General features: G+C 52.9%; 29 protein-coding genes and 1 riboswitch. Of the genes, 7 read left to right on the top strand and 22 right to left on the bottom strand.

Annotation, left to right across the window (positions count from 1 at the left end; genetic code table 11):
• Positions 1–85: 85 nt before the first annotated feature.
• The 4 genes from DPV68_RS10400 to DPV68_RS10385 form a co-directional block, all read right to left on the bottom strand.
• The gene (locus DPV68_RS10400; RefSeq protein WP_232819600.1) at positions 86–238 is read right to left on the bottom strand and encodes a CatA-like O-acetyltransferase; all 153 of its coding nucleotides are present in this window, start codon (positions 236–238) and stop codon (positions 86–88) included.
• Between the two features lie 48 nt (positions 239–286).
• The gene (locus tag DPV68_RS10395; RefSeq protein ID WP_114166758.1) at positions 287–826 is read right to left on the bottom strand and encodes a ribonuclease FAU-1 family protein; all 540 of its coding nucleotides are present in this window, start codon (positions 824–826) and stop codon (positions 287–289) included.
• A gap of 65 nt (positions 827–891) precedes the next feature.
• On the bottom strand, positions 892–1,890 hold the full coding sequence (locus DPV68_RS10390) for a DUF58 domain-containing protein (protein WP_157964166.1): 999 nt from the start codon (positions 1,888–1,890) through the stop codon (positions 892–894).
• 56 nt (positions 1,891–1,946) lie between these two features.
• Positions 1,947–2,867 carry an AAA family ATPase gene (locus DPV68_RS10385; protein WP_114166756.1) on the bottom strand — a complete coding sequence of 307 codons (921 nt, stop codon included), beginning with the start codon at positions 2,865–2,867 and terminating at the stop codon, positions 1,947–1,949.
• A 98-nt stretch (positions 2,868–2,965) separates the two neighbouring features.
• Here DPV68_RS10385 and DPV68_RS10380 point away from each other — a divergent pair, with 98 nt between their 5' ends.
• On the top strand, positions 2,966–3,658 hold the full coding sequence (locus DPV68_RS10380) for a hypothetical protein (protein WP_114166755.1): 693 nt from the start codon (positions 2,966–2,968) through the stop codon (positions 3,656–3,658).
• A gap of 92 nt (positions 3,659–3,750) precedes the next feature.
• Complete coding sequence (locus DPV68_RS10375; RefSeq protein WP_114166754.1) at positions 3,751–4,497, top strand: hypothetical protein; 747 nt, start codon at positions 3,751–3,753, stop codon at positions 4,495–4,497.
• Position 4,498: 1 nt separating this feature from the next.
• Here the strand turns inward: DPV68_RS10375 and DPV68_RS10370 are convergent, their stop codons facing one another.
• Positions 4,499–5,467 carry an aminoglycoside phosphotransferase family protein gene (locus tag DPV68_RS10370; RefSeq protein WP_114166753.1) on the bottom strand — a complete coding sequence of 323 codons (969 nt, stop codon included), beginning with the start codon at positions 5,465–5,467 and terminating at the stop codon, positions 4,499–4,501.
• Positions 5,468–5,509: 42 nt separating this feature from the next.
• On the opposite strand from DPV68_RS10370, the gene DPV68_RS10365 reads away from it, so the two are divergent.
• The 3 genes from DPV68_RS10365 to DPV68_RS10355 all read left to right on the top strand — a co-directional run bounded on the left by DPV68_RS10365 (position 5,510) and on the right by DPV68_RS10355 (position 6,836).
• A complete protein-coding gene (locus DPV68_RS10365; RefSeq protein WP_114166752.1) occupies positions 5,510–5,830 on the top strand; it encodes a hypothetical protein in 321 nt (106 codons plus the stop codon).
• Between the two features lie 24 nt (positions 5,831–5,854).
• A riboswitch (TPP riboswitch) is annotated at positions 5,855–5,953 on the top strand.
• A gap of 64 nt (positions 5,954–6,017) precedes the next feature.
• Positions 6,018–6,506, top strand: coding sequence for an energy coupling factor transporter S component ThiW (gene thiW / locus DPV68_RS10360; RefSeq protein WP_114166751.1), 489 nt, complete (start codon positions 6,018–6,020; stop codon positions 6,504–6,506).
• 63 nt (positions 6,507–6,569) lie between these two features.
• Complete coding sequence (locus DPV68_RS10355; RefSeq protein ID WP_114166750.1) at positions 6,570–6,836, top strand: hypothetical protein; 267 nt, start codon at positions 6,570–6,572, stop codon at positions 6,834–6,836.
• On the opposite strand, the gene DPV68_RS10350 is transcribed toward DPV68_RS10355, so the two are convergent.
• Both DPV68_RS10350 and DPV68_RS10345 read right to left on the bottom strand, forming a co-directional pair.
• On the bottom strand, positions 6,831–7,310 hold the full coding sequence (locus DPV68_RS10350; protein ID WP_114166749.1) for a GNAT family N-acetyltransferase: 480 nt from the start codon (positions 7,308–7,310) through the stop codon (positions 6,831–6,833). The genes DPV68_RS10355 and DPV68_RS10350 overlap by 6 nt on opposite strands.
• Positions 7,292–7,792 carry a YcxB family protein gene (locus DPV68_RS10345; protein ID WP_157964165.1) on the bottom strand — a complete coding sequence of 167 codons (501 nt, stop codon included), beginning with the start codon at positions 7,790–7,792 and terminating at the stop codon, positions 7,292–7,294. The genes DPV68_RS10350 and DPV68_RS10345 overlap by 19 nt, the downstream gene beginning before the upstream one ends.
• 93 nt (positions 7,793–7,885) lie before the next feature.
• Here DPV68_RS10345 and DPV68_RS10340 point away from each other — a divergent pair, with 93 nt between their 5' ends.
• Together DPV68_RS10340 and DPV68_RS10335 are read left to right on the top strand one after the other, a co-directional pair.
• Positions 7,886–8,284 carry a VOC family protein gene (locus DPV68_RS10340; protein WP_114166747.1) on the top strand — a complete coding sequence of 133 codons (399 nt, stop codon included), beginning with the start codon at positions 7,886–7,888 and terminating at the stop codon, positions 8,282–8,284.
• Positions 8,285–8,398: 114 nt separating this feature from the next.
• Positions 8,399–10,228: an LTA synthase family protein gene (locus tag DPV68_RS10335; RefSeq protein WP_114166746.1), complete on the top strand. Its 1,830-nt coding sequence runs from the start codon at positions 8,399–8,401 to the stop codon at positions 10,226–10,228.
• A gap of 20 nt (positions 10,229–10,248) precedes the next feature.
• On the opposite strand, the gene DPV68_RS10330 is transcribed toward DPV68_RS10335, so the two are convergent.
• From DPV68_RS10330 to DPV68_RS10265, 15 genes are all read right to left on the bottom strand, one after another.
• Positions 10,249–11,133, bottom strand: a complete 885-nt coding sequence (locus DPV68_RS10330) for a VOC family protein (protein ID WP_114166745.1) — start codon at positions 11,131–11,133, stop codon at positions 10,249–10,251.
• Positions 11,134–11,147: 14 nt separating this feature from the next.
• Complete coding sequence (locus DPV68_RS10325) at positions 11,148–11,432, bottom strand: putative quinol monooxygenase (RefSeq protein WP_114166744.1); 285 nt, start codon at positions 11,430–11,432, stop codon at positions 11,148–11,150.
• Between the two features lie 102 nt (positions 11,433–11,534).
• The gene (locus DPV68_RS10320) at positions 11,535–12,854 is read right to left on the bottom strand and encodes a methyl-accepting chemotaxis protein (RefSeq protein WP_198662292.1); all 1,320 of its coding nucleotides are present in this window, start codon (positions 12,852–12,854) and stop codon (positions 11,535–11,537) included.
• Between the two features lie 313 nt (positions 12,855–13,167).
• Positions 13,168–15,825, bottom strand: coding sequence for an MMPL family transporter (locus DPV68_RS10315; RefSeq protein WP_114166742.1), 2,658 nt, complete (start codon positions 15,823–15,825; stop codon positions 13,168–13,170).
• 3 nt (positions 15,826–15,828) lie between these two features.
• Complete coding sequence (locus DPV68_RS10310; RefSeq protein WP_114166741.1) at positions 15,829–16,272, bottom strand: MarR family winged helix-turn-helix transcriptional regulator; 444 nt, start codon at positions 16,270–16,272, stop codon at positions 15,829–15,831.
• 84 nt (positions 16,273–16,356) lie between these two features.
• Positions 16,357–16,860 (bottom strand): GNAT family N-acetyltransferase, encoded by a 504-nt coding sequence (locus tag DPV68_RS10305; RefSeq protein ID WP_114166740.1) that lies wholly within the window; start codon positions 16,858–16,860, stop codon positions 16,357–16,359.
• Positions 16,848–17,321 (bottom strand): YfbM family protein, encoded by a 474-nt coding sequence (locus DPV68_RS10300; protein ID WP_157964163.1) that lies wholly within the window; start codon positions 17,319–17,321, stop codon positions 16,848–16,850. Before DPV68_RS10300 ends, DPV68_RS10305 begins: the two co-directional genes overlap by 13 nt.
• Positions 17,322–17,393: 72 nt before the next feature.
• Positions 17,394–18,326 (bottom strand): NAD(P)/FAD-dependent oxidoreductase, encoded by a 933-nt coding sequence (locus DPV68_RS10295; protein WP_232819599.1) that lies wholly within the window; start codon positions 18,324–18,326, stop codon positions 17,394–17,396.
• 68 nt (positions 18,327–18,394) lie between these two features.
• The gene (locus DPV68_RS10290; protein ID WP_114166737.1) at positions 18,395–19,081 is read right to left on the bottom strand and encodes a DUF975 family protein; all 687 of its coding nucleotides are present in this window, start codon (positions 19,079–19,081) and stop codon (positions 18,395–18,397) included.
• 96 nt (positions 19,082–19,177) lie between these two features.
• Entirely contained in the window at positions 19,178–19,384 is a 207-nt protein-coding gene (locus tag DPV68_RS10285) for a helix-turn-helix domain-containing protein (protein WP_021065857.1), read from the bottom strand.
• A 10-nt stretch (positions 19,385–19,394) separates the two neighbouring features.
• Positions 19,395–19,874 carry a DUF2975 domain-containing protein gene (locus DPV68_RS10280; RefSeq protein WP_114166736.1) on the bottom strand — a complete coding sequence of 160 codons (480 nt, stop codon included), beginning with the start codon at positions 19,872–19,874 and terminating at the stop codon, positions 19,395–19,397.
• A 113-nt stretch (positions 19,875–19,987) separates the two neighbouring features.
• Entirely contained in the window at positions 19,988–20,548 is a 561-nt protein-coding gene (locus DPV68_RS10275) for a YdhK family protein (RefSeq protein WP_114166735.1), read from the bottom strand.
• 143 nt (positions 20,549–20,691) lie between these two features.
• Positions 20,692–21,123, bottom strand: a complete 432-nt coding sequence (locus DPV68_RS15070) for a hypothetical protein (RefSeq protein ID WP_232819598.1) — start codon at positions 21,121–21,123, stop codon at positions 20,692–20,694.
• Complete coding sequence (locus DPV68_RS10270) at positions 21,066–21,872, bottom strand: MFS transporter (protein ID WP_232819597.1); 807 nt, start codon at positions 21,870–21,872, stop codon at positions 21,066–21,068. The genes DPV68_RS15070 and DPV68_RS10270 overlap by 58 nt, the downstream gene beginning before the upstream one ends.
• A 217-nt stretch (positions 21,873–22,089) precedes the next feature.
• A partial coding sequence (locus tag DPV68_RS10265) for an isomerizing glutamine--fructose-6-phosphate transaminase (protein ID WP_114166734.1) occupies positions 22,090–23,069 on the bottom strand: 980 nt, incomplete at its 5' end.

The raw sequence follows: 23,069 nt of genomic DNA, 5'->3' as shown, positions 1-23,069 counted from the left end.
AAAGGGTTCACAAGCAGGCGATTCATCTCCCACCTACGCTGGGCTTTGCCCGAGACGCTTAGAGGTGGGAGAATTCTCGCCAAGTTTAGTTAAAGAATGACTGGCCGGTCCGTTTGGCGTGCGTATGTAACTTCGTCACATCAACGCTCGCCGTCACGTTGAAATGCGGGGCGTCGAACGCCTTGAAGAACTCATAGTGCTTTTTGCGCGACCATGTCTCGATATTGATGGTTTTCATCTTTGTCCCCCTGTTTTTTCTTTCACTGTACCAAAGGGAACAGGCCGTTCAAAGTTTTTGCTTCAACTCGGTGTAATGCTCGTTCGCCAATTCGAAATAGACGAAGTCGTTCCGTTCAATCCGGTCGAGCGTCGCATGGAAGTCACGCCAGCCCTGCTCGACGAGCTTTGGCGTTAATTCTCCGGCCTTTGTCGCTTCCTCGAACTCGTCCTCGTCTTTGCGGACGACATCCCCGTCCGGGAAGATGAGGATGTCGAGCAACAAGTCGTCCATATACGGGATTCCGTCCTCATATCCGATCGCTTCGACGATATCGATGTACCATTGGACGATGTGCCCTTCATCATTGAACATGACGGTCACACCGAACGGCTCGTCGTCCGGGAAGTATTGGAGCCAAGCATAGCCGGCATCGGCAACGATGAACTCTTCTCCCTTGTGCATCTTATATTGCGGTGCGCGGACCGCGTCAATTTGAAACAAGGCGACGGTCCCAGAGAAACGGTCATCATGTACCTCCATTTGCGCGTAGCGATGTTGCAAAATCCGTTCCCAGTCTCGACGATTGGCAAATTTCCGTTTTGGCATATGTCTCTCTCCTTTTGACCCAGTTCATATATAAAAGAGTTCGCCAAAATCCGACATTTCCCTGTTCAATCGTACAGATTGTGCTGATTGAACGAGACGAGATGGCTTTGCTTCAGCCGTTTCCGTTCGACCATCCGTGTAAAGGCATCAGTCGAAATGAAGCGATTGCCCGGGTGAATCGTCGCCAGCTGCAGCAAGATGAAGCGTATGCCGCGCTCGCCTTCCTGGAGCGGGACATGGAACATCGTCCCATCCTCATTGAATCGATTCAAGTACAGTTCGACTTTGCAGTCCTCTTTCAACAGGCGTGATGTGACGAAGGCGGTTTGGCTGATCAGCGACTCGAAATCGTGATGGAGCGTATAACCGGACGGACCGTTCAAATCCAAGGCGAACGTGAACGTGTCGAGCGTCGTCTGTTGAAACACTTTCGACTGTAATCGTCCAAGTTTCGCTGTCGCATACCAATCGATTTCCTTCACTGGTTCCCCTTCATACGGTTTCGACCCGATCAGCTGCAACGGATTTCGAAGCGGTGACGCCAAGAGTGGCCGGTCACCGAGCGCTAGCCGCTTCGTCCCGACCGGTGGGTGCAAGAGGAGTGATGGGAGGACGGTCCACTCTGTATCGACCGGTCGTTCATACAAATACGTCCCTAGTCGAAACGGGAGCGTGACGGCGATGACGCATTCCTCAAACGTAGCTGGACCACGATACTCAGCGCGCACGACCAATTCATGCCGAGCGCGAGTGACATCGACCTCATAATCGAGCACGTTCGGAAGTCGCTCATGCGCCGGAAAGCTGATTCCTGAGCTCGCCTTCAAGCGAATGCAAAGTGGCAGGCCGAGCCGGGACAACTCGTCCACCCCGTCAACCACCAACACGAACCGACTCTCATCCCCGACGAACAGCAATTCTTCGTATTGCGTGAACCGGAGATCGATATTTCGCTCGAGTTGTTGCCGCGTCCGCTCTAGCATCCAAATCGCACTCGCGACAATGAAACTGAGATAGCCGAACCCATAAACGTATGGGAGAAATACGAGGATCGCTCCGCTCACGATATACACGGGTAGGAGCCGTCGCTGCAACCATGCATGTGTGGAGAGTGTCATCGTCAGCCCTCGACCGGTACGGGGATAGTGTCTAAAATGTGCGCGATCACGTTCGCTTTCGTCGACTTGATGCCGCCTTCGAGCGTCAAGCTGATGCGATGAGCGAGCACGTACGGCGCCACGGCTTTAACGTCTTCTGGGATGACGTACAGCCGGCCGGCCAAATAGGCATAGCTTTGACATGCGCGGAGCAACGCGATCGCGCCGCGCGGACTGACCCCGACCTCGACGGACGCGTGCGCCCGGGTCGCATGGACGAGACCGAGCATGTAATCGAGGACATCGTCTTGAATCGCGACTTGTCTCGTTTCGGCCTGCGCTTCTTGCAGCGAGGCGAGTGACGTCACGGCCTCGATATGTTTGCGGGTCTCGGTCAACACTTGCAGCAACAGTTCCCGCTCTTCGGCGGCATCCGGATAGCCGACTGGAATCGAGATGAGGAACCGGTCGAGTTGCGCGTCCGGAAGCGGGAACGTCCCGGCCGATTCAATCGGGTTCTGCGTGGCGATGACGAAGAACGGCTTCGGCATCGGATACGTCTTCCCGCCAATCGAGACTTGTCGTTCCTCCATCGCTTCAAGCAACGCCGACTGGGTGCGCGGGACGGCTCGGTTGATTTCATCAATCAAGACGATGTTTGCGAAAATCGGACCTTGCCGATGGTCAAAGCCTTGCGTCTGCACATTGAAGTAGTCGGTCCCGATGACGTCGGACGGGAGCAAATCAGCCGTAAATTGGATTCGTGAGAACGACCCGTCAAAACTTCCAGCGATTGCTTTAGCGAGCAACGTCTTCCCTGTTCCGGGTACATCTTCGAGCAAGATATGTCCTTCTGCGAGAAGTGCCGTGCAGCAGAGACGAACAACTTCTTCTTTCCCTAAATACACTTCATTCAACTGTTTGATGACCGCTTCGATTCCCATTTCGTTCCCCTCCGTTGGTAGATGTCTTATTCGAAGTTTACCTGTTTATGGTAATATAGACAATAAATAGTCTGAACATTCTGGTAAGGAGGTAGAAGATGAAGTGGTCGTCTCGATTCATTGGGTTCCTGATGGTGACAGTCTGTCTTGTGGTGACGTTCGTCTTTGTCAGCAAGGAGGCGTTCAGTTGGTTCCAAACGATTAATACACCTGCTCCAATTAACGTGACGGAAGTGAACAGAGAAGAAGAGGATAAGCGGCAAACAGGAGGTATCGATATGGGGAAAACGAAAGGTCCCAAATTTGTGGGAGACCCTCGCCCGAAGGAAAAGATGCTCAAATTCAAGTTCGGTCGCGGGAATGGTGATGCCCCCGGCGGACTCGGTACATTGTTCGTCCTCCTCGCTGCCGTCGGGTTGACCGTCTATGGGGTGCGTAGATGGCTGCGTCGTCGACGGGGAAAAGGATTCATGTTCTCTAGTAGACAGAATGCCTTTGAGCCACTGTCTCTCAATGCGGACACATCGATTGAGGCACAGACGTTGCCGATGCTCACGAATATTGAACTGAGGGATTGGCTGATCACGTTCAACGCCTCGCTCGTCCCTGAGTTAAAGCTTCGGACGAATGAGACGCTCGTCGACTGGTTCGAACGCATCGAGCTGACAGATATCGACACCTCGCTCTATCATCTGATTCGTTACGGTCCCGCATCCGATTGCGACATCCCGTTCGAACAGCAACAACAGTTTCACGAGGCACTCGACCGCTACCTACAGCGACACCCCTGAACGAGAAAGTGCCTAGGTTCTCAATGACTGGAAAACGTGCTACGCTCATTGATAACAGGAAAAAAATGTAACTTTCTTAGGAGGTTTGATTGATGAAACGCCTAGGCTTGCTCGGATTCAGTGTGTTCTTGCTTACCGGATGCACGGATCCAGTCGAGAAACCAATCGTCCCGGCTGATACAAACGAGCCATCGCCCGAAGACGTCACCGCCTGGACGCGCGAAGACTTCAAGGACGTCTTCGACCAATACGAAAAAGTCCCGCCGCTCTTGACGGCCCTCGAGAACGATGGACTTACCCCGTTCCGCGAGACGTTCGAGCACGTCGTCATCGCCGGCGACGGCATCCATCATACATACGCCGATATCCATCCGTTCAAACTCGACGACGGCACTTATGCCACCGTCTATGAGAGTGAAAATGGAGACATCGCCAACGGTCCCGAGTCGGTCGCGCCGCTGTTTTGGCAAGAAGCGTCGTTCCTTCAATTCGTCGAAGAGATTGAGAAACGAAAATATGGGACGAGTGCCCCGCCGACGGACGTCGTCTTGACACAAGACGAGTTCCAGGCGCTCTATAACCGCCACGCCTATACGTCCGCGCTCATCGTCGAGCTCGACGAATGGGGCGTACAAGTAACGCGCGACCCGCTCGAAGATGTCATCATCGCTGGGAACGGGGTCAAGGAAGTGAAGGCCGATTTAATCGTCTTTGAAGTCGAGGGCGGTTACGCCATCGTCTACGACCGAGACGGTGAGATCTTCAAAGGGCCGGAGTCGATTGCCCCGCTGTTTTGGAGCGAGACGGATTATGAAAACCTACTCGAGAAACATGAATGACTTATGGGAAGCGTCGTTTCAAGTCCCGGTACTCGAGTAGCAAATTGAGCCATTGCGCCGGCTTATCGCTCGACTCAGCTACATCGTACCGGTACCTCGTCACGTACACATGCCACGACAGTGCCCGATAGACGCAACCGAGCTCTTCGGCGATTAACCAGTGATGCCAAAGCACGCCTTCTGTTGCGACGCCGCTCCACGCTTCCAAATAAACCTTACGCATCGTTTGAATCTGTTTATACCAGGCAACTTCGTCTTCTTCTGGCAATAGATCATACAGCGCGTTCCAAAATACGCGCACGCTGAAAAATGGATGCGTGACCGTCGCATCGCCCCAGTCGAGGATACACAAATCATCCATCCGTTCCCTCCAGAAGATATTGCCGCCGTGTAAATCACCGTGCTCGAGACTCATCGGCATCCCGGTCGCCAGCTCATCGCACATGGCAATCAGTTCGTCTTCAAGTGCAAGCACGGCCTCGGCTTTGTATTGCTCGAGCCCGGCACAGAGCTCAGGCAAATACGTTTGGATTTCATCCTTCAACTTGGCCGGTCGCCGGTCCGGGACGCCGTAAGACAAGCAGGTCTCAATTTGGTCGACTTCCTTCCGCTGCAACTGTGCGTATTGGCGCAACGCCGCTTCGTATCGACTCACGTCCAGCCGTGCACGTAACGCCTCTCCTCCGATGTCTCGCATGAGCAGCCAGTTCTGGGCTGAATCGATCGCGATGACGTCAGGGACGAGATTCGGATGCCGCTCGGCCAGAAACGCCGACAGTCCGGTCTCGCCGCGGCTGATATCGGTCACCGCTTTGGCGAAGTAACGTTCCTCATCGAGCGCGCCAACAAGCAAGTACGTCAAATCGGTATCTTTGATCACGTGCCACCTCGCATTCGGCACGTTTGCCTCAATCCATCGTTCGAACCGTTCACGAAACGATCGGTCACGCCATGGGATTGCCTGTCTCATCCTGTTCACCCTTTCTTTCATCATCTCCTAGGAGGAAACGATATGGACGTTGTATATTACTCATACCCGGTCGATGCCATCTTGTATATGTACTTAGGGGCGACGGCCATCGTCAGTCTCATCATCGGGCTGCTCGTTTGGCGTCTGTTCAAGCACCGAGATGTCGGCTTTTGGACAACGCTCGTTCTTAGCTTTGTCGGGCTGTCGCTCTCGCTCGTCTGGTTTCAAAACGCTTCCGTCGCCGTGTTCATGGGGACACTCCCGTGGTTGATCAATCTCGTCTTTTCCCTTTTGTTGTACGGTCTGTTCGTCGGCATCGCCTACGTCACGTTCCGACCACGAAAGCTCGACCGCGTCAAATGAGGGTATGCTATACTCATGTTAATAAACGACCACTAGGGGAGCCTTCGGGCTGAGACGGCATGCGCCGGACCCTTCGAACCTGATCTGGCTCATACCAGCGTAGGGAAGTGGTGTGGGATTCGTCTGTCTTTCCACGCCACTTTTCCACTTGGAGAAGTGGCGTTTTCATTTTGAAAGGAGACTATCTATGCGTATTCAACAACTCACTTGGATGGCGATGCTCATCGCCATCGCCGTCGTCGGTTCCCTGTTCATCTCGATTCCGACCGGTGTCGCCCGTGCCTATCCGATTCAACATATGGTGAACGTCATCGCCGCCGTCACCGTCGGGCCGATCGGGGCCGTTCTCGTTGCGTTCGTGACCGGAATCGTCCGTGTCATGACCGGTACCGGGTCGCTCTTGGCCTTTCCCGGAGGTATGATTGGGGCGCTTTTGGCCGGGGTCTTCTATATGAAGACGAACCGCGTAGCCTTCGCCGCATTTGGTGAAGTCATCGGGACCGGCCTCATCGCTTCGCTCGTCGCCGTCCCGTACGCCAAGGTGTTGATGGGGACCGAGTTCGGGGCGCTGTTCTTCTTCCCAGTCTTCCTTGCCTCGAGTGTGACTGGGGCCGTGCTCGGCTGGATCGTCTTGGCTCGGGTTAAGCAATTGCGACCGCTCACGGCGAAGCGATAAATACTTCCCTCCCACCGATAGTAAATGGTAAAATCAGGATATCAGATATTAGGAGGTCATTTCTTGAATCGATTGACGCTATTATTGGCGGCCACCGCTTGCCTGTTCATGTCCGGTCTCTTGTACACGCTCGAACGCATCGCCACGTTCACCCGCTGGAATGCTCAGATTGCGACGGGCACGTTTTCTAGCGAGCCGATGTTCGTCGATGTGTTGCTTCAAAACGTGTTCATCTCGATTTTCGGAGTGGCCGCGATTGTCCTCTTTTTTATGGCGGGCAACGCTGTCCAACACACGACATCCACAAAAACAGGGACGGCCGACTTATGACGGCTGTCCCTGTTTGACGTGATACACCCAAATCTCTTCCCCGTTTGCCTCATCAATCAAGCCGCTGTCGACAAATCCACCCTTCGCATAAAATCGTTTCGCCGGTTCGTTCGTCGGATGGAGACTGAGGATGAGGTCATCCACATCGAATCGCTCTTGAATCCACACGAGTGCCAACTGTAAAAAGCGTGACCCGATTCCTTTTCCTTGCTCTGTCACATCGATCATAAATCGATCGAGCCAGATGTAACGCTCCACCTTGTTCTCGGCCCCAAGCATCATGAAGCCGACGGGATGATCATCGCGACAAAGTGCATAGCACTGCCACGCATATTTGACATCGGTTTCCATCTCGCGGAGCGATTCGGTGTTCGTTTCGATAAAACGGGCTTGGTCAGAAGCGACGGTCAAGGCGACTACGGCATCCCGGTTCGTGTCATCGACGAGTTGAATCGTCAGCGTGTTGGCAGCCATCGGCGCACCTCTTCCATGTCTAGTCCGCGCTTCGGCAAGATATGGGCACTGACCGAGGAGTTGTATAGATACACATAATCGTCTTCCTCGACGACTTCTTTGATCCCGGCCCAAGACGCCCGTGTCTCGCCGAACTCATTTACATCACGCAGACCGTCCTCATCCAAATTCATCGTATGCGGACCAATCATGCCCTCGTTGCCGCGTTCGCCGATGAGCCGTCGCGTCTGCTTCCGGACGTGCCGTTCAAAGTATTTCGGATAATACAGAAACCATAGAATACTAGCGACCCCGTATGTACCATACCACCACCAGCCCGTCTCTTGGAGCCACGTCGCCAACACAAATGAAGCGCCTAAAAACATAATCGGTCCGATGGTTCGCTGCAGGATGAGCATCCGCTTGCTCGTCTTCGAGCGTTTAATATGGTTCAAGTTGAATCGAGTATAGTCGTCTTCCGTTAATTCATATTGGATTTGCATCATTATTCCCTCCTCGGTGTCATATACATCTCACGAGAAGAAAAGTTCCGCTTCGGCCGTCGATTCGTTACACTAAAACAAAGGAGTGACATCATGAAACAAATCCACCATCTCTGCATTCAGACGCTCGACTACGAGGCGTCCAAACACTTTTATGAAACACTCGGCTTCGAACTCGTCCAAGAGTCACCCGACTTTCATACCCGAGCGTTCAATAGCTGGCTCAAACTCGGCGATTTTTATATCGAGCTGCAAACGGCAAAAGTCGACGAGACGTTGTCACCGTATTCGAAGCATGTGGCCGGTCCGGTCCACTTTGCGCTTTATGTCGATGACCTTGAAGCAGAAGTGCGGCGTCTCGAGACACTCAACGTGACCTTTTTACCGAAGCACGGCGGGAATATCTATTTCGTCGTTGATGGCCACTTAAGTAAACTGAAAGCCCCTGAAGGCACGATTATCGAGCTGCGGGACACGTTTTTAATCAAGTGAGGTGCTGCCTCACTTTTTTTGTTGAACAGAATCGCACACCCTCATGTTTTTTGCCGCCTTCGAACAGGTACATGAAAGAGAACACACTTTGTCCGTACCGTTTGGAGGCCAGTCATGAAATATCTCGATTATTGGAGTTACTTATCGCTCTCTCTCGCCAAGCTGTTCCTCTTCAGCCTATTGACCGCGAGCGCGTTCGATGTCCGTTTTCTATTCATCAACTTAGCGACCATCTTGATGATGACAAGTTGGGCGCTCGTCGTAAACCCACAGACACGTCGTTGGATTTTATTCGCGTCGCTGTTTCTGCACAGCACGTTGCTCATCTCGGACGTCTGGTATTATCGCTATTTCGGAAACTTGCTGTCGGCCGCTCTCTTGTCCGACGTTGGTCAGATGGGAGACGTCGGTGGCGGCTTTTTGACACTGATTCAAGCTCCTGACTTCATTTTCTTCACGGACCTGTTCATCTACACAGCCGTCCTCATCTATATGAAACGACACCCGGTCTTAGAGTCGAAACGCGCGGGCCGCCGTTTGGCGGTTGTCGGTTTTCTTGTCGGCTTCCTCGTCTTTACCGTCCCGACCGCCGTGTATTACGCCGAGGCAAGTAATCGGAAAAATCCAATCTCGAATATGCGTGAGTATTATCAGTTCGGGTTTTGGGGTTATCATGGACTTGATACGTTCCGCGCCTTTCGCGATATGATGGACCTTGGCGACAACCTGACAGAACGTGAGCGTAGCCAAATCGAAGCGTTAGCGACCGAACCGGTTGACGTCACCGCCGATACGAACATCATCGTCGTCCAGCTCGAGTCGTTCCAAACGTCCGTGATTGGACAGACGGTCAACGGCCAACAACTGACACCGAATCTGAACGCGCTTCGCGACGAGATGCTGTACTTCCCGAATTTTTATCATCAAACGCATGAGGGCCGGACGTCCGATGCAGAATTTACCGTCAACGCCTCGCTCTATCCCGTCAAATCGGGCTCGGTGTATACACAATATGCCACGAATACATTTAACGCCTTGCCTGCACAGTTACGACGATCCGGTTATGACACGGCCGCGATGCATGCGTTTGACAAGGATTTTTGGAACCGCGCCAACTTCTATGAGCAAATCGGCTACAACCATTTCTTCCATCAAGATGATTATCCGGACGATCCGATCATCGGCATGGCGGTCGGCGACAAGGAGTTCCTGACGACGTCGGTCGACCACTTGGACACGTTAAACGAGCCATTCTATTCCTTCATGGTTGCGTTGACGAGCCATACCCCGTACGAGATTCCAAACGAGGAGAAACGGTTGGATCTATCGGGGTACGAAGACCCACTCCTCGAAGACTATTACCATACCGTCCACTACACTGATGCCGCCGTCGGTCTCATGGTCGAACGACTGAAGGCGGACGAAAAGTGGGACGACACCTTGATTGTCTTTTACGGCGACCACGATAGTGGACTGACCGCTGCCGGTGACGAGATGGCCGTGAAAGCGGACGCCGACTCCACAGTCGACTTGTTCCAGCTCGATCGCTCCGTCCCGTTATTCATCAAACCGGCCGGACTCGAACGGGGTCAGACGGTTCAGGCGAGCGGCGGCCAAGTCGATTTGGCCCCGACCATCCTCGATTTGCTCGGAATGACACCGACGTACATGCTCGGAAGTTCGCTTCTCGACGATGAGCCCAATTTGACCGTGTTCCGGAACGGCTCGTTTCGCTACGACGACCTTTATTTCGTCCCGGATTTGACAGAGCCGGTCGGCAGCGGCATGTGTTATTCGGTCGAGACCGGAGATGACTTGCCACTTCAAACATGCGAACCATATATTGACGAGGCCGTCGAACAACTCCGTTTATCCGATACAATCATTGAGAAGGACGCACTGTCCGACTTCCAACAAAACGACGCACAAGCCGCCCCGAAATAATCGGGACGGCTTGTTTTTTGTCAGTAGACGTTTCGTAACGTCTTGACATCGATCTTCTTCATCGGCAAGAACGCTTGCGTCACTCGCGCCAACTGCTCCTTTGTACCGGTCGTCAGCATCTCTTCCATCTCCCACGGCACGATTTGCCAGAAGACGCCATAACGATCCTGGAGCCAACCACATTGTTCCGCTTCCGGGACGGCCGACAATTTGGACCAGTAATCGTCAATCTCGGATTGCGACTCACAAAATGCAATGAGCGACTGCATCTCGTTGAACGCAAATGGATGATTTTCCGCGCTGTCCATGGTGACGAACTCGCGTCCGGACAAGACGAAGCGAGCGTAATTGAGCTTTCCTTCCAATTCCGGACCGTCTGTCGCCTCGTAACGAATCATATGGTCTTCGAGCACATAAGAATCCGGGAAAATGGAAATCCAGTCGTTCATCGCCGCCTCGGCCCGCCCGAAGACGTCTCCGACGAACAAGAAGCACGGGGTCACCGTCTGGATGTCCATCCCGCCGCTATGCATGATTTGCCAAGAGACACCGTGTTTGTCTGTCAACCAGCCGTAGCGCTCACTGAAATCATACGTGTCGAGCGGCATGAGCACCTCTGCCCCATCTATAAGCTCGCTCCACAGTGTCTCCACCTCTTCCGACGTCGGGAACGTGACCATATACGAGATGGACGGATTTCGCTCCTTCAACGGACCGGCCCCGAGCAGTTGAAAGAACTGTCCCGCCAGCGAGACGGTCACAACCGTCGTCTCGCCTGATGGCGTGTCCGTCAGTTTCGTCGTATAGTCGACGAATGAATCGGGAAACTTCGACACGTACCATTCCGCAATTGCCTCGACGTCGCCTTCAAACCAAATGCACGGGATTATCGATTGGGTAATCATCGGATGGACTCCTTTCAGACTTCACGCAGACGATACACATCACGGACGGCGAGCAGCGTCTCTGCTGCCTGTCGATATGCTTGATAGTGTGGTGAGTTGATGTGATGGTCGAGCGCCGTCTCGTCTTCGTATTGCTCATAAAACACAAACGTACCTGGGGCGTCAATTGACTCATGGAGCACATACGTCAAACATCCTTCTTCTTGTCTCGACGGGGGGATGACCTCGTCGAGCGCTTGCCGTAGCGCCTCTTCTTTTCCTGGATGTGCCTTCAAAATAGCGGTGATCGTAATGGCCATACGCGATTCCTCCTCATTTTAGGACTGACGCAAAACTGTTCCCGTTTTGGAAGAGATGTATACGCAAATGGACACGCCTATTTGTAAAGGCGTGTCCATCGTTTAGACGAGTTCGTTCGCAATCTCGTTCAGTTCTTCAATTTGATCTTTCAACGAAGCTAACGCTTCTTGCTGTGACATCGTCAGCACATGAACGTCTTGACTGCTCACTTCGAGCGCCGTCATCAATGCCGTCATGTCACCCGTCACTTGATGAACTTTGTTCAATTCTGAAACGACAACTTGAAGCTGGAGTGATGTCTCATCGACTGTCCTAGCGACCGTATCTGTCGTTTGAATCATAGAAAGAATCGATGTCCCGCTCTTACGGACTTGTTCTTCCTGCGTCGACAAACGTTCTGTGCTGCCATCGATGGCACGTTCCGTCACTTGTACCTCCTGCATGACGAGTTGGATAATGTCATTGATTTGAGATGAGGCTTGGGCCGTTTGTGCCGATAAATTTCGAATCTCAGTCGCGACGACGGCAAATCCTTTTCCGTGTTCCCCCGCTCGCGCTGCTTCAATTGAAGCGTTGAGCGACAGTAGGTTCGTCTGAGACGAAATCTGCTGGATCGTGCCCGTGATAGTCCGAACCTCTTGGAATCGCTCGGTCAATCCTTTAAACGCCTGATTCACTTCGCCGATACTTAAGTTCAGTTCAGCAAGCGACCGTTCTGTCGAGTCCATATTTTCATGTGACATTTGGGCCTCTTGTAGGACACCGTTCACTTGTGATGTTGTTTCTTGAAGCTGTTGTTGCATTCGCTCAAATGCCTGTACGGTTGACTGAATTTGCGAGGCGACGTTTTGAATCAAACCTGCTTGTTCAGACGTTTGTTTCGTCATCGAATCAATTTGTGCCGTGACTTGTTCCGACGCATTTGTGACGGAATCGACGGAATCATTCATTGTAAATACCGCACCATGAAGCGTTGTCGCACTCGCTGTCGTCTTCGCCATGGTGAGTTCCACCTCACTCGCATGCTGTTCTGCTTGTTGTTGCTGGGCGAACGTCTCATGTAATAATTTGGCACCGAAGAAGGAGACAAAGTAGGAGCCAGATAACGCCATCGTGAGCACCGTGAACCAAATCACGAGGTCAACTGGCGTGGTAAATGAAAAACGGCCTATCCCGACAGCTGCAATCGATACGAGTAAACTGAGAACACTACCGTACAACACAAGATGACGATTCAAATACATCAACATCAATATAATATATAAAAAGACGATATTTTGAATCGCCGCACCGGGCAAGGTATAAATAATCGCTGAAGCAGCGATATACATGAGTGTGACCAGACCGTACTTCAACCAAGGCTTTTCTACGTAAAAGCGATAACCGAGCCACGTTCCAATCTGAATAATTGTCCCTGTCATAATAAAACTAATGGCATCCTGTCCAGCAAGCTTACCCAGCCAATACAAAATTCCCATGATCGGATAAGAGAGGAAAAACAAAATGATTAACATCCGCGATACGAGTAACGAACTCATTTTTTCAAAATGATTCACCATGATTGTTGCCTTCTTTCAAGAAAAGTAAGAGTCTATATATATTTCGGTGCGTGATGTGAACATGTTTAGTCCATTTTTCGCAATTTTCTTCATATTGACTCAACAAATAAAAATAGGACAACAAATACCAGCAACCGCTGCGTTTGTTGTCCTAGAAATACATGACGAATGGTACTTATTTATTTTCATCTTTCGATTTGAACGGCCACCATACCCCGTCCCCGAACGATACGGTGATCGCAGGGATAAGGAGCGGCAACACGATCAATCCGTATAGTAACAGTCCGGTGATGACAATCGTCGCAATCTGGACGAGACTGAGGACGCCAGACGGGATCATCGCCCCGAACGTACCGGCGAGAATGACGGCCGCGGTCATGATGACCGTCCCCATCTTCGTCATCGAATGGACGAGCGCGTCGCGCACCGTCATCCCGTTGATTGACTCCTCGCGGAACCGGTCGAGCAGGAAAATCGAATAGTCGATGCCAAGGGCAATCAACATGACGAACCCGAAGAATGGAACGGCCCAACTGATGCCGTCATAGCCGAGTCCTTCGACGAAGATGAGCTCCGTGATGGCCGCTGACGTGTAATACGTCAATAAGAGCGAGCCAATCATATAGAGCGGCATGACCATCGATCGGAACAATACCGTCAAGACGATGAACAGCGTCACGAGCATGATGGCGACCGTCCGATTGAAGTCGTTCGTCGACGTCTCATTCAAGTCGCTGTTAATGCTCGAGATGCCGGCATACCCGATTGTCGCATCCGCGAACGGCGTATCTGTGACGACCCGGTCCATCGTCGCTTTCACGGTTTCGACCGTATCGATCGCTTCCGGTGAATATGGGTCCATCTCGAGAATGACCTCGAGTTGTGTCGCCGTCCCGTCGTCAAACACGTAGCGCTCGGCAGCAGGGGCGAACTCCTCTGACGTGAGTGTCCCTTCCGGTAGGTAAACCCCTGTGTCACGCAGACTGTCAGAGCTACTCAAGTCTGATAGGAATGCTGCCGCGTCATTGATACCGGTCTCAATTTGAGCGAGCCCTGCGTTCGCTTCACCGACACCTGCGGCGAGTTGTCCGAGACCTGTCCCGAGTTCTCCTACTTGGGCGCCTTGTGCCGTCAACGCAGTAGCAGCTTCATTGATACCTGCTTCGATTTGACCGAGACCGGCCGACACTTGCCCGAGCTGCGTTACGGTCGCAGGAATATTTTGCGTCGCCGTGAGTCCTTGGCCAATCAGACCGAGCTGAGCGTTCAATTGACCAAGTCCCGCTGCCGCTTCCGCGAGCGGGGCGCCGGCGTTCGTTGCACCAGCCGGCAATTGATTGACGACGGCGTCAAGACCAGCTTCCACTTGCGCGAGTCCGGCCTGAACGTCACCGAGGCCAGTCTCGGCTTCCGTCAATCCTGCACTCACTTGTTCGAGCTGGGTGTCGACGTAAAAGTCATCGATGACGTCACCGGTCGGACGCGTCACCGAACGGACACCTCTTACCCCGTCGACTTTCTCAAGCTCGCTCGCGAATTTCTCGATGTACGGGATATCCGACTCGGTCAGTTCCGATTCTTGCTTGAGGATGACTTGAACCGGGAGAGACTCACCTTGCCCAAACCCTTCTGAAATCAAGTTGAGCCCGCGCACCGAGTCATAATCGTCACCAATCTCATCGACCGTATTGAACGACCGGGCATCGTCATACGTGAACAACACCGGTACCGTAATCAACGCGACGACGAGAATCGAGACGAACGGGCGATTGACCGACAGACGGCTGAAGCCGGCCCATAGTTTACTATCATGATGCTCGCCCGCCTTTTTCGATGGCCAGAACAAACGATGCTTGAGCGTCGCCATAAAGAACGGGACGACTGTGAAGAGAATGAACAAGAGCACGGCAATCCCGACCGCGACAGCGACGGCCGATTTGAAGATTGGGAAATCGGCGAAGCCGATGGCCGCAAAGCCGACAAACACGGCGAGACCGCTGATGAGAACTGTCCGCCCTGCCGTCTTGTACGTGTTGACGATGGCATCTTCAATCGCGTGGCCCGCTCCAAGTTCTTCTTTATAACGGCTGAGAAGTAAGATACAATAGTCGGTCCCAATCCCGAACAATATGGCCACGAGGAAAATCTGCGTGTAGTTCGAGACGGGGAAGCCGAACCAATCGACGAAGAAGGCGACGAACGATTGGCTCAATAGATACGTGAATCCGACCGCGATGAGCGGGATGAACGGCGTCACGATGGAGCGGAACACGAGCAGAAGCAGTGCGAAAATAAGGACGACCGTAATGATTTCCGTCTTCTTCAACCCTTCCTGCGCACTCAAGTTCACATCGTTGTTGATGATTTCCTCACCTGTGATGTAGACCGTTTCATCTTCCGGGAGGATGTTCGCCCGCACGTCTTCCGCGAAAGCGTTGATGTCTTCCATCGACCCTTCGACCGTAATCGGGACGAGCACAATTCGACCGTTCTCCGACACGAGCTGCGCTTCCGTCTCTTCATTTTCAAATGGGTCGAGTACGTCTTTGACGACCGTGTCGTTTTGTTCCATTTCTGCAATTACCCGGGCAACATCGGCCCGTTCGGTATCACCGAGTGTTTCGAACTCATAGACGAGTGAAATTGTCTTGTCGCTCTTCCCGGCGGCGTTCAAGATGTCCTGCGCCCGCTGCGAATCCATGTCCTCTGATAATTGGAAGCTGCCGGCTTGTTCGGCCTGCTTCGTCAAGTTCGGGGCCGCCACAAACAAGGCGGCCGTCAAGACGATGAGACCGATCAAGATGCCCCAGCGCCATTGGATGATTTTATGCACGTGTTATTCCTCCCTAATTCGAAGCAGCTGTATGATTTTCCGGAACGTCCGGACGAACTGTTCGATTTCTGTCTCTTCGATGTTGCCGTCGAGTAACGATTCGACATAACGGTAGACGGCCGCATCCGCCTCTTCGACGACCCGACGACCGGATTCGGTCAACTCGATCAACCGCTCGCGCTGGTCATGCCCGCGTCGACTGACGACGAGCTCTTTGTCGACGAGCTTTTTTAAACGGTTGGAGACGGCGCTCTTATGAACTCCTTGTTTCTCAGCCAACTGGCCGGCTTGAATCGGACCGAACTGTTCGAGCAGCTTGAGTAGCTGCAGTTGTTCCCGCGAATAGTCATGCCAGACGTCCCCGTCCATTGCCTCGATGACATGCTCCGCACCTTGGAACATGACCTCTTCGAACAACTGGACGGCCTCCCGCATCAATTCTTTCATTTTGGTTTACCCCCTAAACTAGATAAAGATAGTTTATGCCCTAAACTAATAGTCGTCAACTAAAACGACCGGTGAAGTCGTTCTTCATCGGTCAGGTTGATATACATATTCATAAAACGTCAGCGTTCGTCCCGCCCATTCCAGCTGTCGCGCCTCGCCGTCACGTCTAAAGCCGGCACGCACTAATACGCGCTGGGATGCCACATTGTCGCTTGTCGTCTCGGCTCTCAATCGATTGAATCCAGGCAACTCGAACGTCAACAATTGCCGAAGGGCCGCCGTGGCATACCCGCGTCCCCCATGCTCCGCTCCGACCCGGTAACCGACCTCGCCAGTGTCGGCATCGATATGATGAACGTTCAGGCGCCCGACGATTGTGTCGTCGCGCCAAATCAAGTAATAGTACCCGTCCCCGTTCGTCTGCTCGCTCAATAGTTGCTGCAACGCCTGATGGAATGATTCCGGCTCATAGTAGGTGTCGCCTCGGCTCGGAACCGAACGCTCGAAATACGTGCGATTCTCGCACTCGAACTCATACAGCAACGCCTCATCTTGAAGACGGATCGCCTTTACGCTTACCCGATCCATGTGACGAGCGCCTCCCGCTGTCTCGACGCCTGGGCGAAGACACGTTTCAACTCATCGAACTGGTCCAATAAGTACTGTTTTTCCTCGAGTCCCCACTCCCGTTCAAATGGGTACAGTTCCTGCTCGTTCATCGTCGCGACGTCGTAGCGCGCTTCTAGCGCCTCCAGCTCGATGTATTGAAGTCGGGTCGACAAGTCCTCGACTTCTCCCGGCATCAAATAGGCGATGCCCGTCTCTTCGTCGATGACATCCCCTCCGAAGACTGCCTTCCCGAGCGAATGACGGTCGATCTCGTTCAAATCGGTCGTCCCGGTCAATAAAAAGTAAAGACCGTGCCACGCCTGATCGATATCGTTCTGTCGTTCCTCATCTTCTAACAGTTGCTCGAAACGCTCCGGCTCTTGAAGCAGTGCTGTCAACTCTTCGACCGATACCCGCATGTATGCGCCAACCATCCCCATGTCTGATTCCCCTCTCCAATTCATATGTCTGACTATTCGGCACGGTCATGAAAAAAACCTTCCGAAGAAGGTTTAGCGCATCGCTTCCGCGACACGGAGTCCTGAGACGTACGCGCTCTCGAACCGAGTCCGGCCTGAAGCGTCATCCGGCTCGAGGAAGACGTCACCGGCCAAGAAAATCGGCTCGTCACGCAATCGATGGTAAGGCTCGTTCCAGACGTCGGTCGCCTGCGCATAGCACCACCGTTTCAACTGCCTCGATTGAATCACCTCCGACCCTGTCACCGTTTGCAACAGGCGCTCAATCTCACGAAGCGTGTCTTCGTCCGCTCGTTCATACCACTCCTCGCTCCACGACTCGTCCATATAGACGCTGACGAGTTCGGTCGCCGAGATGCCTTTTTGGCGGTTGTTGATGACTTTCAAGATACCCGGCGCCAAGTCTGTATCGAGAATCCCGTCCGGACCGATGGGAGTATCGCTTGCCAATTCGAACAAACCGACAAACGTCGGGGCGTACGTCAATTCACGTAACGCCGCATCGACCGGAAAATCTGCGAGCAAGTCGAGCGTCTGCGGGAGCGGCGACGTGATGAGGAGACGGTCATACTGTCGCGTCGTCACATCCGTCTGGACGCTGACCTGACCATCTCGTGTCGTGACCGTCTCGACCCGCTCGTTCAAATGGACGGGCAACCCGTCGGCCAACCGTTTGGCCAAGGCGTTCATCCCGTCGACGGCGACGTAGCGCGGATACGGGTCAGCGTACCACACGTTGACCCACCCTCTCGTCTGCCAGTCGGCGACATCTTGTTTGAGTTCTTCCCCTCGTACGGTGAAATAGACCGCCCCGTGATCGGCTTTGCCGTCTCCGATCCGCCTCGTCGCCAAGCGTCCCCCGACGCTCCGACTCTTCTCAATCAATTCAACTGTATGGCCGTGACGCACAAGATCGCGTGCTGCGACAATCCCGCTCAGTCCGGCACCAATAATACCGATGTTCATGTCCATTCCCCCTTCTGTCAGGAAGATTGTATCATGCCCGAGGACTCATACGCCGGAACCGATGCGCTTCACGCCGAGCGATTCCACTGCTCGTCATACTCGATACGCGCGTCTTCATACATGACGGCGAAACGGCTGACGATGAACGGGCGGATGAGTGCTAGTGCGACGAGGAAAATCCATGACCCGAGAATGACCAAGTCGAGTTGCATATAAAAAATCAAACCGATAAGATACATCGGAACGAATGGCAAAATGAGTTTGAACGCATCCCACTTTCGTCCGCGCATCATCGTTCTCGATTTTGTGATTGCCTCTGTAGCAGACAGTTCTGGTTCGTCGCGTAAGATGAAGTATGTGAACACATACGAGAAATACTTTATGATTCCTGGTACGACTAGCAACAATGTCCATAGTACTTGGAACAATATGACGAGAATTGTTGCGAGCAAATGTTTTCCATAGCGGTGACGAAACGGGTCGAACACATCACTCCAGCGAATCGGCTGATCTCGTACCGTCTTTAAGATGAGCCAGCTGTATCCGACGTTAACCGGATAAAGGGCGATATAAACTAAGATGCCACCTAAACTGAGCACGGTCAGCGGCAGTGACTCCACCGTCAAACCGTAATAAGTCGGGTCTGCCATCAACCCCAATTCTAACATCACAGAGCAGGCGAACGACCAGATGAGTAATAGCCCTGCCTTTCCTTTTAACGCTTTGTGCGCCCGTTCATTCCATGTCTGAATCATCTCGTTTCCCCTTTTCGTTCGTCTTTCCTGTCTTATACGCAACGTGATGGAAAATGTTTCAAACTCCACAAAAAAACAGGGCGCTCGCCCTGTCCATCACTCTTCCCGATATTCTAAAATGTCGCCCGGCTGACAGTCGAGCGCCTGACAGATTGCTTCGAGCGTCGAGAAACGAATCGCTTTCGCTTTGCCGGTCTTTAAAATCGACAAGTTTGCCATCGTGATGCCCACTTTTTCAGACAACTCGGTCACACTCATCTTTCGTTTCGCCAACATTACGTCAAGATTTACGATAATCGCCATCTATCTCACCTCAGACCGTCAAATCATTTTCTTGCTTCATGTCGATGGCACGCTTCAATAGTTTCTGTAACAGTTCCGCGAATACGGCGACGACGAACGCGGCAAACACTAAGACGAGCCCGATGAGAAGGAATCCAGGCGCATCATCTCGCTCGGCGAACCAGTAGAAGAACGGGAGCGTCCCGATATAAACGGCCGTGATCGCCAACGCACAATACTTGATCATGCGGAGTGATTGGACAGCCCGATACGAAAACCCTTCATCGCGGTCAATCAACCGTAGCAACATGAACGCTTGGAACAGCGCAATGAAGAACGGAATGGCCGATACGTACATGCCAATCACAATCGGGCGAATCGAGTCCTCAATCCAACTCCCGCTCTCGACCGCCTCGCGCCAAATGTACGGAAGCAAAAATAAGCAGGCCGCCACAATCGGGACAGCCAGAACGAATACGGCCAGCCGTAAAAAAACCGTCTCTCGTTTCATGATGAAGCCACCTCACTTCGTTTGATAGCTTCATCATAACCTCATTTTTATTGTTTATCAATAAATAATCATCGTAAATAAATAAAAACCTCAGATTTCTCTGAGGTTCATCCTTAGTTCATGGCTTCGAGTTCATCCTCTGTGACCCATTTATGGTTCGTGACGTCTTCCCCGTCGTTTGTGGTGAAATCGACCATATACACCGTCGTCTGTTCGGCCGAATCAATCGTCGCCTCGGCGCCGTCCATCCCGTCCATGTGGTCCGTGGCCAGAGTGGCTTCGGTCCCTTCTTCTAACGGTGCCTCACCTGGATTGTCGAATTCTTCATGGATGACCCACTTGTGATCTTCGACCGGGTCACCTCCATCAGTCGGGGTATAAGAAACCGAATAGACGGTCGTGTCATAAGCACCGACGATTGTCGCCTCGGTGCCATCCATGCCCGGCATGTGGTCGGCCGTCATCATCGCGGTCGACCCGACCGGGAACGTCGGATCTGTCGCTTCACTTAACCCGCTCGGCACCTCCCCTGATCCCGAATGGTCCATCATCGAATGGTCCGAATGTTCTTCTGTCGAATCGCTCGTCTGTTCCTCCTCAGCATCCCCACAAGCTGCCAACGTCGTCGCGAGCAACATCGCGCTCAAACCCGTCATCCATTTTTTCTGTCTCATCGAATCTCTCCCTTACGTCTTTATGTGTATATGTTACCCTGCTATCGAGGTGATGAGACGTTTTTGAGACCGATACGATGATTTGTTAGCAGTTTGACACATAATAAGACCGCCCCCGAATAAATCGCAGGACGGTCTATGCCTCAATGGTGCTTGATTCTTCTCAGGAAATACAGCATTGGCACGAGCAAGAGCGCTGCTATCCCAAGCCCTCCTTGAATCGACGTGTACAGCGCAAGCAATCCAATCAGCGGACCATCGGCGACTTGACCGAACGCGTCGACCTGACCGAACATCGACAAAATCGTCGCCCGGCCTTTCGACGGGAGCCGCTCGTTCGTCATGACGCTCATAAGCGGGTAGTGCACGTTGCGCAGTGCCGCAATCGTCCAATACAGCAACACGGCCACCCAAAACTGTCCGACCCAAGCGAAAGCAAGCATCGCAACGATGAGCAACACGTTGAACCAAAACAAGGTCGTCGCATAGCGTCCTTTGACGTATAGCTCGACACCTTTCAACACCAGCATGTTGAATAGAAACGCGACGGCATAGAACAAGCCGAACCAATACACGGCCGCCTGTTCCGACAACTGGACGTCTCAATCAAATGCGCGCCCCATAACCGGTCGAATCCTTCACTAGCGAGACCCCAGACGAGCGTGATGGCAGCCAAGCCGACGAGAATCGAATTGCCACGGATATGGGTGTATCCGTCCCGAACCGTCCGTTTTGCTTGCACGAGGTTCGACGTATCGGCCCGCGTGATCGGTTCGAACCGCGTCTCTGGCAAGACGCGCCATGCGATAATCGCGAGCATGACCAACATCCCACCGGCAAGCACGATTGTCGTTTGGACGGACGTGACTTCGGCGAGGAGCACGGCAAGCCCAATTCCGACGAAGCGGCCGAGCGAACTATATTGAGCGCCTCGCAAAAACACTTGTTCTAACCCGTCATTCCCCATCTCATCGGCAATCCATGCCTGTTCGGCCCCGCTGATGAACGTCCAGCCGATACCCCATAGCGCTGACGCGACCGCGATGGCCCAAAATTCAGGGATGCCCCCTTCTAGCAAATGGGCCAATCCAATCAAACCGATGCCGATGACCATCGACCGCTTCCGCCCATATAAATCGGCGACGAGACCGGCGGGCAGCTCGAATAGTAAAATCGATACTTCTAAAATCGTTCCGATCAAGACGAGTTGTAACGCATTCAACTCGGCGGTCGTCACATAATAGATGGCGTTCAACGTGAACACCATCTGTATGATGAGCGAGCGCGAACTCGATACTGCATAATACAGCTGTTGAATCTTCAATTGTATGGTTCCTCCGATAGTTTGTTCCAATACAGTGAATCATCGGAGGAGGTGGCCAACTTATGAACGCACGTCCTCCGGCAGGATGAATGTGTTAACTAGTTGGATTCGCATGGCGTTCTCTCCTTAGTCGTTATACCTTCAGTATACAAGCCGGTTCGCATGACGTAAATCACAACAAAAAAAGCCAAGATCCCGAAAGATCTTGGCCTACCGTTTATTCGACTGTGACTGATTTCGCCAAGTTACGTGGCTTGTCGACATCGCAATCACGCGCAAGAGCCGCGTAATACGAGATGAGTTGAAGCGGTAATACCGTCACGAGCGGCGTGAGCAGTGGCTCGACACGCGGCAAGACGAATGAATCACTCTCGTGTTGCATGCCTTCCATCGAGATCGTGCAGGCAACGGCGCCACGGGCGACAACTTCCTTGATGTTTCCACGGATGTTGAGGTGCGTGTTCGGTTGCGAGACGAGCGTGATGACCGGTGTGCCATCTTCAATCAAGGCGATCGGTCCGTGCTTGAGCTCACCACCTGGGTAACCTTCTGCTTGGATATACGAGATTTCTTTGAGCTTGAGGGCTCCTTCGAGACCGACGTACGAGTCCATGCCGCGACCGAGGAAGAACGCGTTGCGTGACTCTTTCAAGAACTTGTCTGCCAATTGCTCAAAGATTTCTTTTTGAGCCATGACTGAGTCCATGATCGTCGCGACACGCGCGAGCTCTGTCATGAGGTCAAACGGAAGCTTTTTGCCGTTCGCACGAGCGATGTCGTAGGCGAGGATGGCGAGCACAGCGATTTGGGCCGTGTATGCTTTCGTCGATGCGACCGCGATCTCTGGTCCGGCGTGAAGGAGCATCGTCTCGTTCGCTTCACGTGAGAGCGTCGAACCGGCAACGTTCGTGAGTGTGAGCGCCTTGTAACCGCGCTTCTTCACTTCGACGAGGACGGCACGGCTGTCCGCTGTCTCACCTGATTGTGAAATGAAGAGGAACAATGGCTTCTCCGTGAGGAGCGGCATGTTGTAACCGAATTCTGAAGCGACGTGCACTTCTGTCGGCACACCTGCGACGCGCTCAATCAATTGCTTACCGACGAGACCGGCGTGGTAGCTCGTACCGCAAGCAACGATATAGATGCGGTCGGCTTCCGAGACGAGCGAGCGCACGCCTTCCGTGAGCTCGATGTCAC

The sequence above is a fragment of the Exiguobacterium sp. TNDT2 genome (assembly GCF_003331145.1).
Classification (GTDB): domain Bacteria; phylum Bacillota; class Bacilli; order Exiguobacteriales; family Exiguobacteriaceae; genus Exiguobacterium.
This window is presented reverse-complemented; position numbering and strand designations above follow the sequence as displayed.

Coding starts and splice junctions, on each gene's coding strand:
- DPV68_RS10385 (WP_114166756.1), bottom strand. CDS start 2,867: ATGGGAATCGAAGCGGTCATCAAACAGTTGAATGAAGTGTATTTAGGG.
- DPV68_RS10275 (WP_114166735.1), bottom strand. CDS start 20,548: ATGAGACAGAAAAAATGGATGACGGGTTTGAGCGCGATGTTGCTCGCG.
- DPV68_RS10350 (WP_114166749.1), bottom strand. CDS start 7,310: ATGGCTGCCAACACGCTGACGATTCAACTCGTCGATGACACGAACCGG.
- DPV68_RS10280 (WP_114166736.1), bottom strand. CDS start 19,874: ATGAAACGAGAGACGGTTTTTTTACGGCTGGCCGTATTCGTTCTGGCT.
- DPV68_RS10375 (WP_114166754.1), top strand. CDS start 3,751: ATGAAACGCCTAGGCTTGCTCGGATTCAGTGTGTTCTTGCTTACCGGA.
- thiW (WP_114166751.1), top strand. CDS start 6,018: ATGCGTATTCAACAACTCACTTGGATGGCGATGCTCATCGCCATCGCC.
- DPV68_RS10380 (WP_114166755.1), top strand. CDS start 2,966: ATGAAGTGGTCGTCTCGATTCATTGGGTTCCTGATGGTGACAGTCTGT.
- DPV68_RS10325 (WP_114166744.1), bottom strand. CDS start 11,432: ATGGCCATTACGATCACCGCTATTTTGAAGGCACATCCAGGAAAAGAA.
- DPV68_RS10290 (WP_114166737.1), bottom strand. CDS start 19,081: ATGATTCAGACATGGAATGAACGGGCGCACAAAGCGTTAAAAGGAAAG.
- DPV68_RS10310 (WP_114166741.1), bottom strand. CDS start 16,272: ATGAAAGAATTGATGCGGGAGGCCGTCCAGTTGTTCGAAGAGGTCATG.
- DPV68_RS10330 (WP_114166745.1), bottom strand. CDS start 11,133: ATGATTACCCAATCGATAATCCCGTGCATTTGGTTTGAAGGCGACGTC.
- DPV68_RS10365 (WP_114166752.1), top strand. CDS start 5,510: ATGGACGTTGTATATTACTCATACCCGGTCGATGCCATCTTGTATATG.
- DPV68_RS10295 (WP_232819599.1), bottom strand. CDS start 18,326: ATGAACATCGGTATTATTGGTGCCGGACTGAGCGGGATTGTCGCAGCA.
- DPV68_RS10335 (WP_114166746.1), top strand. CDS start 8,399: ATGAAATATCTCGATTATTGGAGTTACTTATCGCTCTCTCTCGCCAAG.
- DPV68_RS10340 (WP_114166747.1), top strand. CDS start 7,886: ATGAAACAAATCCACCATCTCTGCATTCAGACGCTCGACTACGAGGCG.
- DPV68_RS10285 (WP_021065857.1), bottom strand. CDS start 19,384: ATGGCGATTATCGTAAATCTTGACGTAATGTTGGCGAAACGAAAGATG.
- DPV68_RS10400 (WP_232819600.1), bottom strand. CDS start 238: ATGAAAACCATCAATATCGAGACATGGTCGCGCAAAAAGCACTATGAG.
- DPV68_RS10370 (WP_114166753.1), bottom strand. CDS start 5,467: ATGAGACAGGCAATCCCATGGCGTGACCGATCGTTTCGTGAACGGTTC.
- DPV68_RS10300 (WP_157964163.1), bottom strand. CDS start 17,321: ATGGGGATGGTTGGCGCATACATGCGGGTATCGGTCGAAGAGTTGACA.
- DPV68_RS10395 (WP_114166758.1), bottom strand. CDS start 826: ATGCCAAAACGGAAATTTGCCAATCGTCGAGACTGGGAACGGATTTTG.
- DPV68_RS10345 (WP_157964165.1), bottom strand. CDS start 7,792: ATGCAAATCCAATATGAATTAACGGAAGACGACTATACTCGATTCAAC.
- DPV68_RS10320 (WP_198662292.1), bottom strand. CDS start 12,854: ATGACAGGGACAATTATTCAGATTGGAACGTGGCTCGGTTATCGCTTT.
- DPV68_RS10305 (WP_114166740.1), bottom strand. CDS start 16,860: ATGGATCGGGTAAGCGTAAAGGCGATCCGTCTTCAAGATGAGGCGTTG.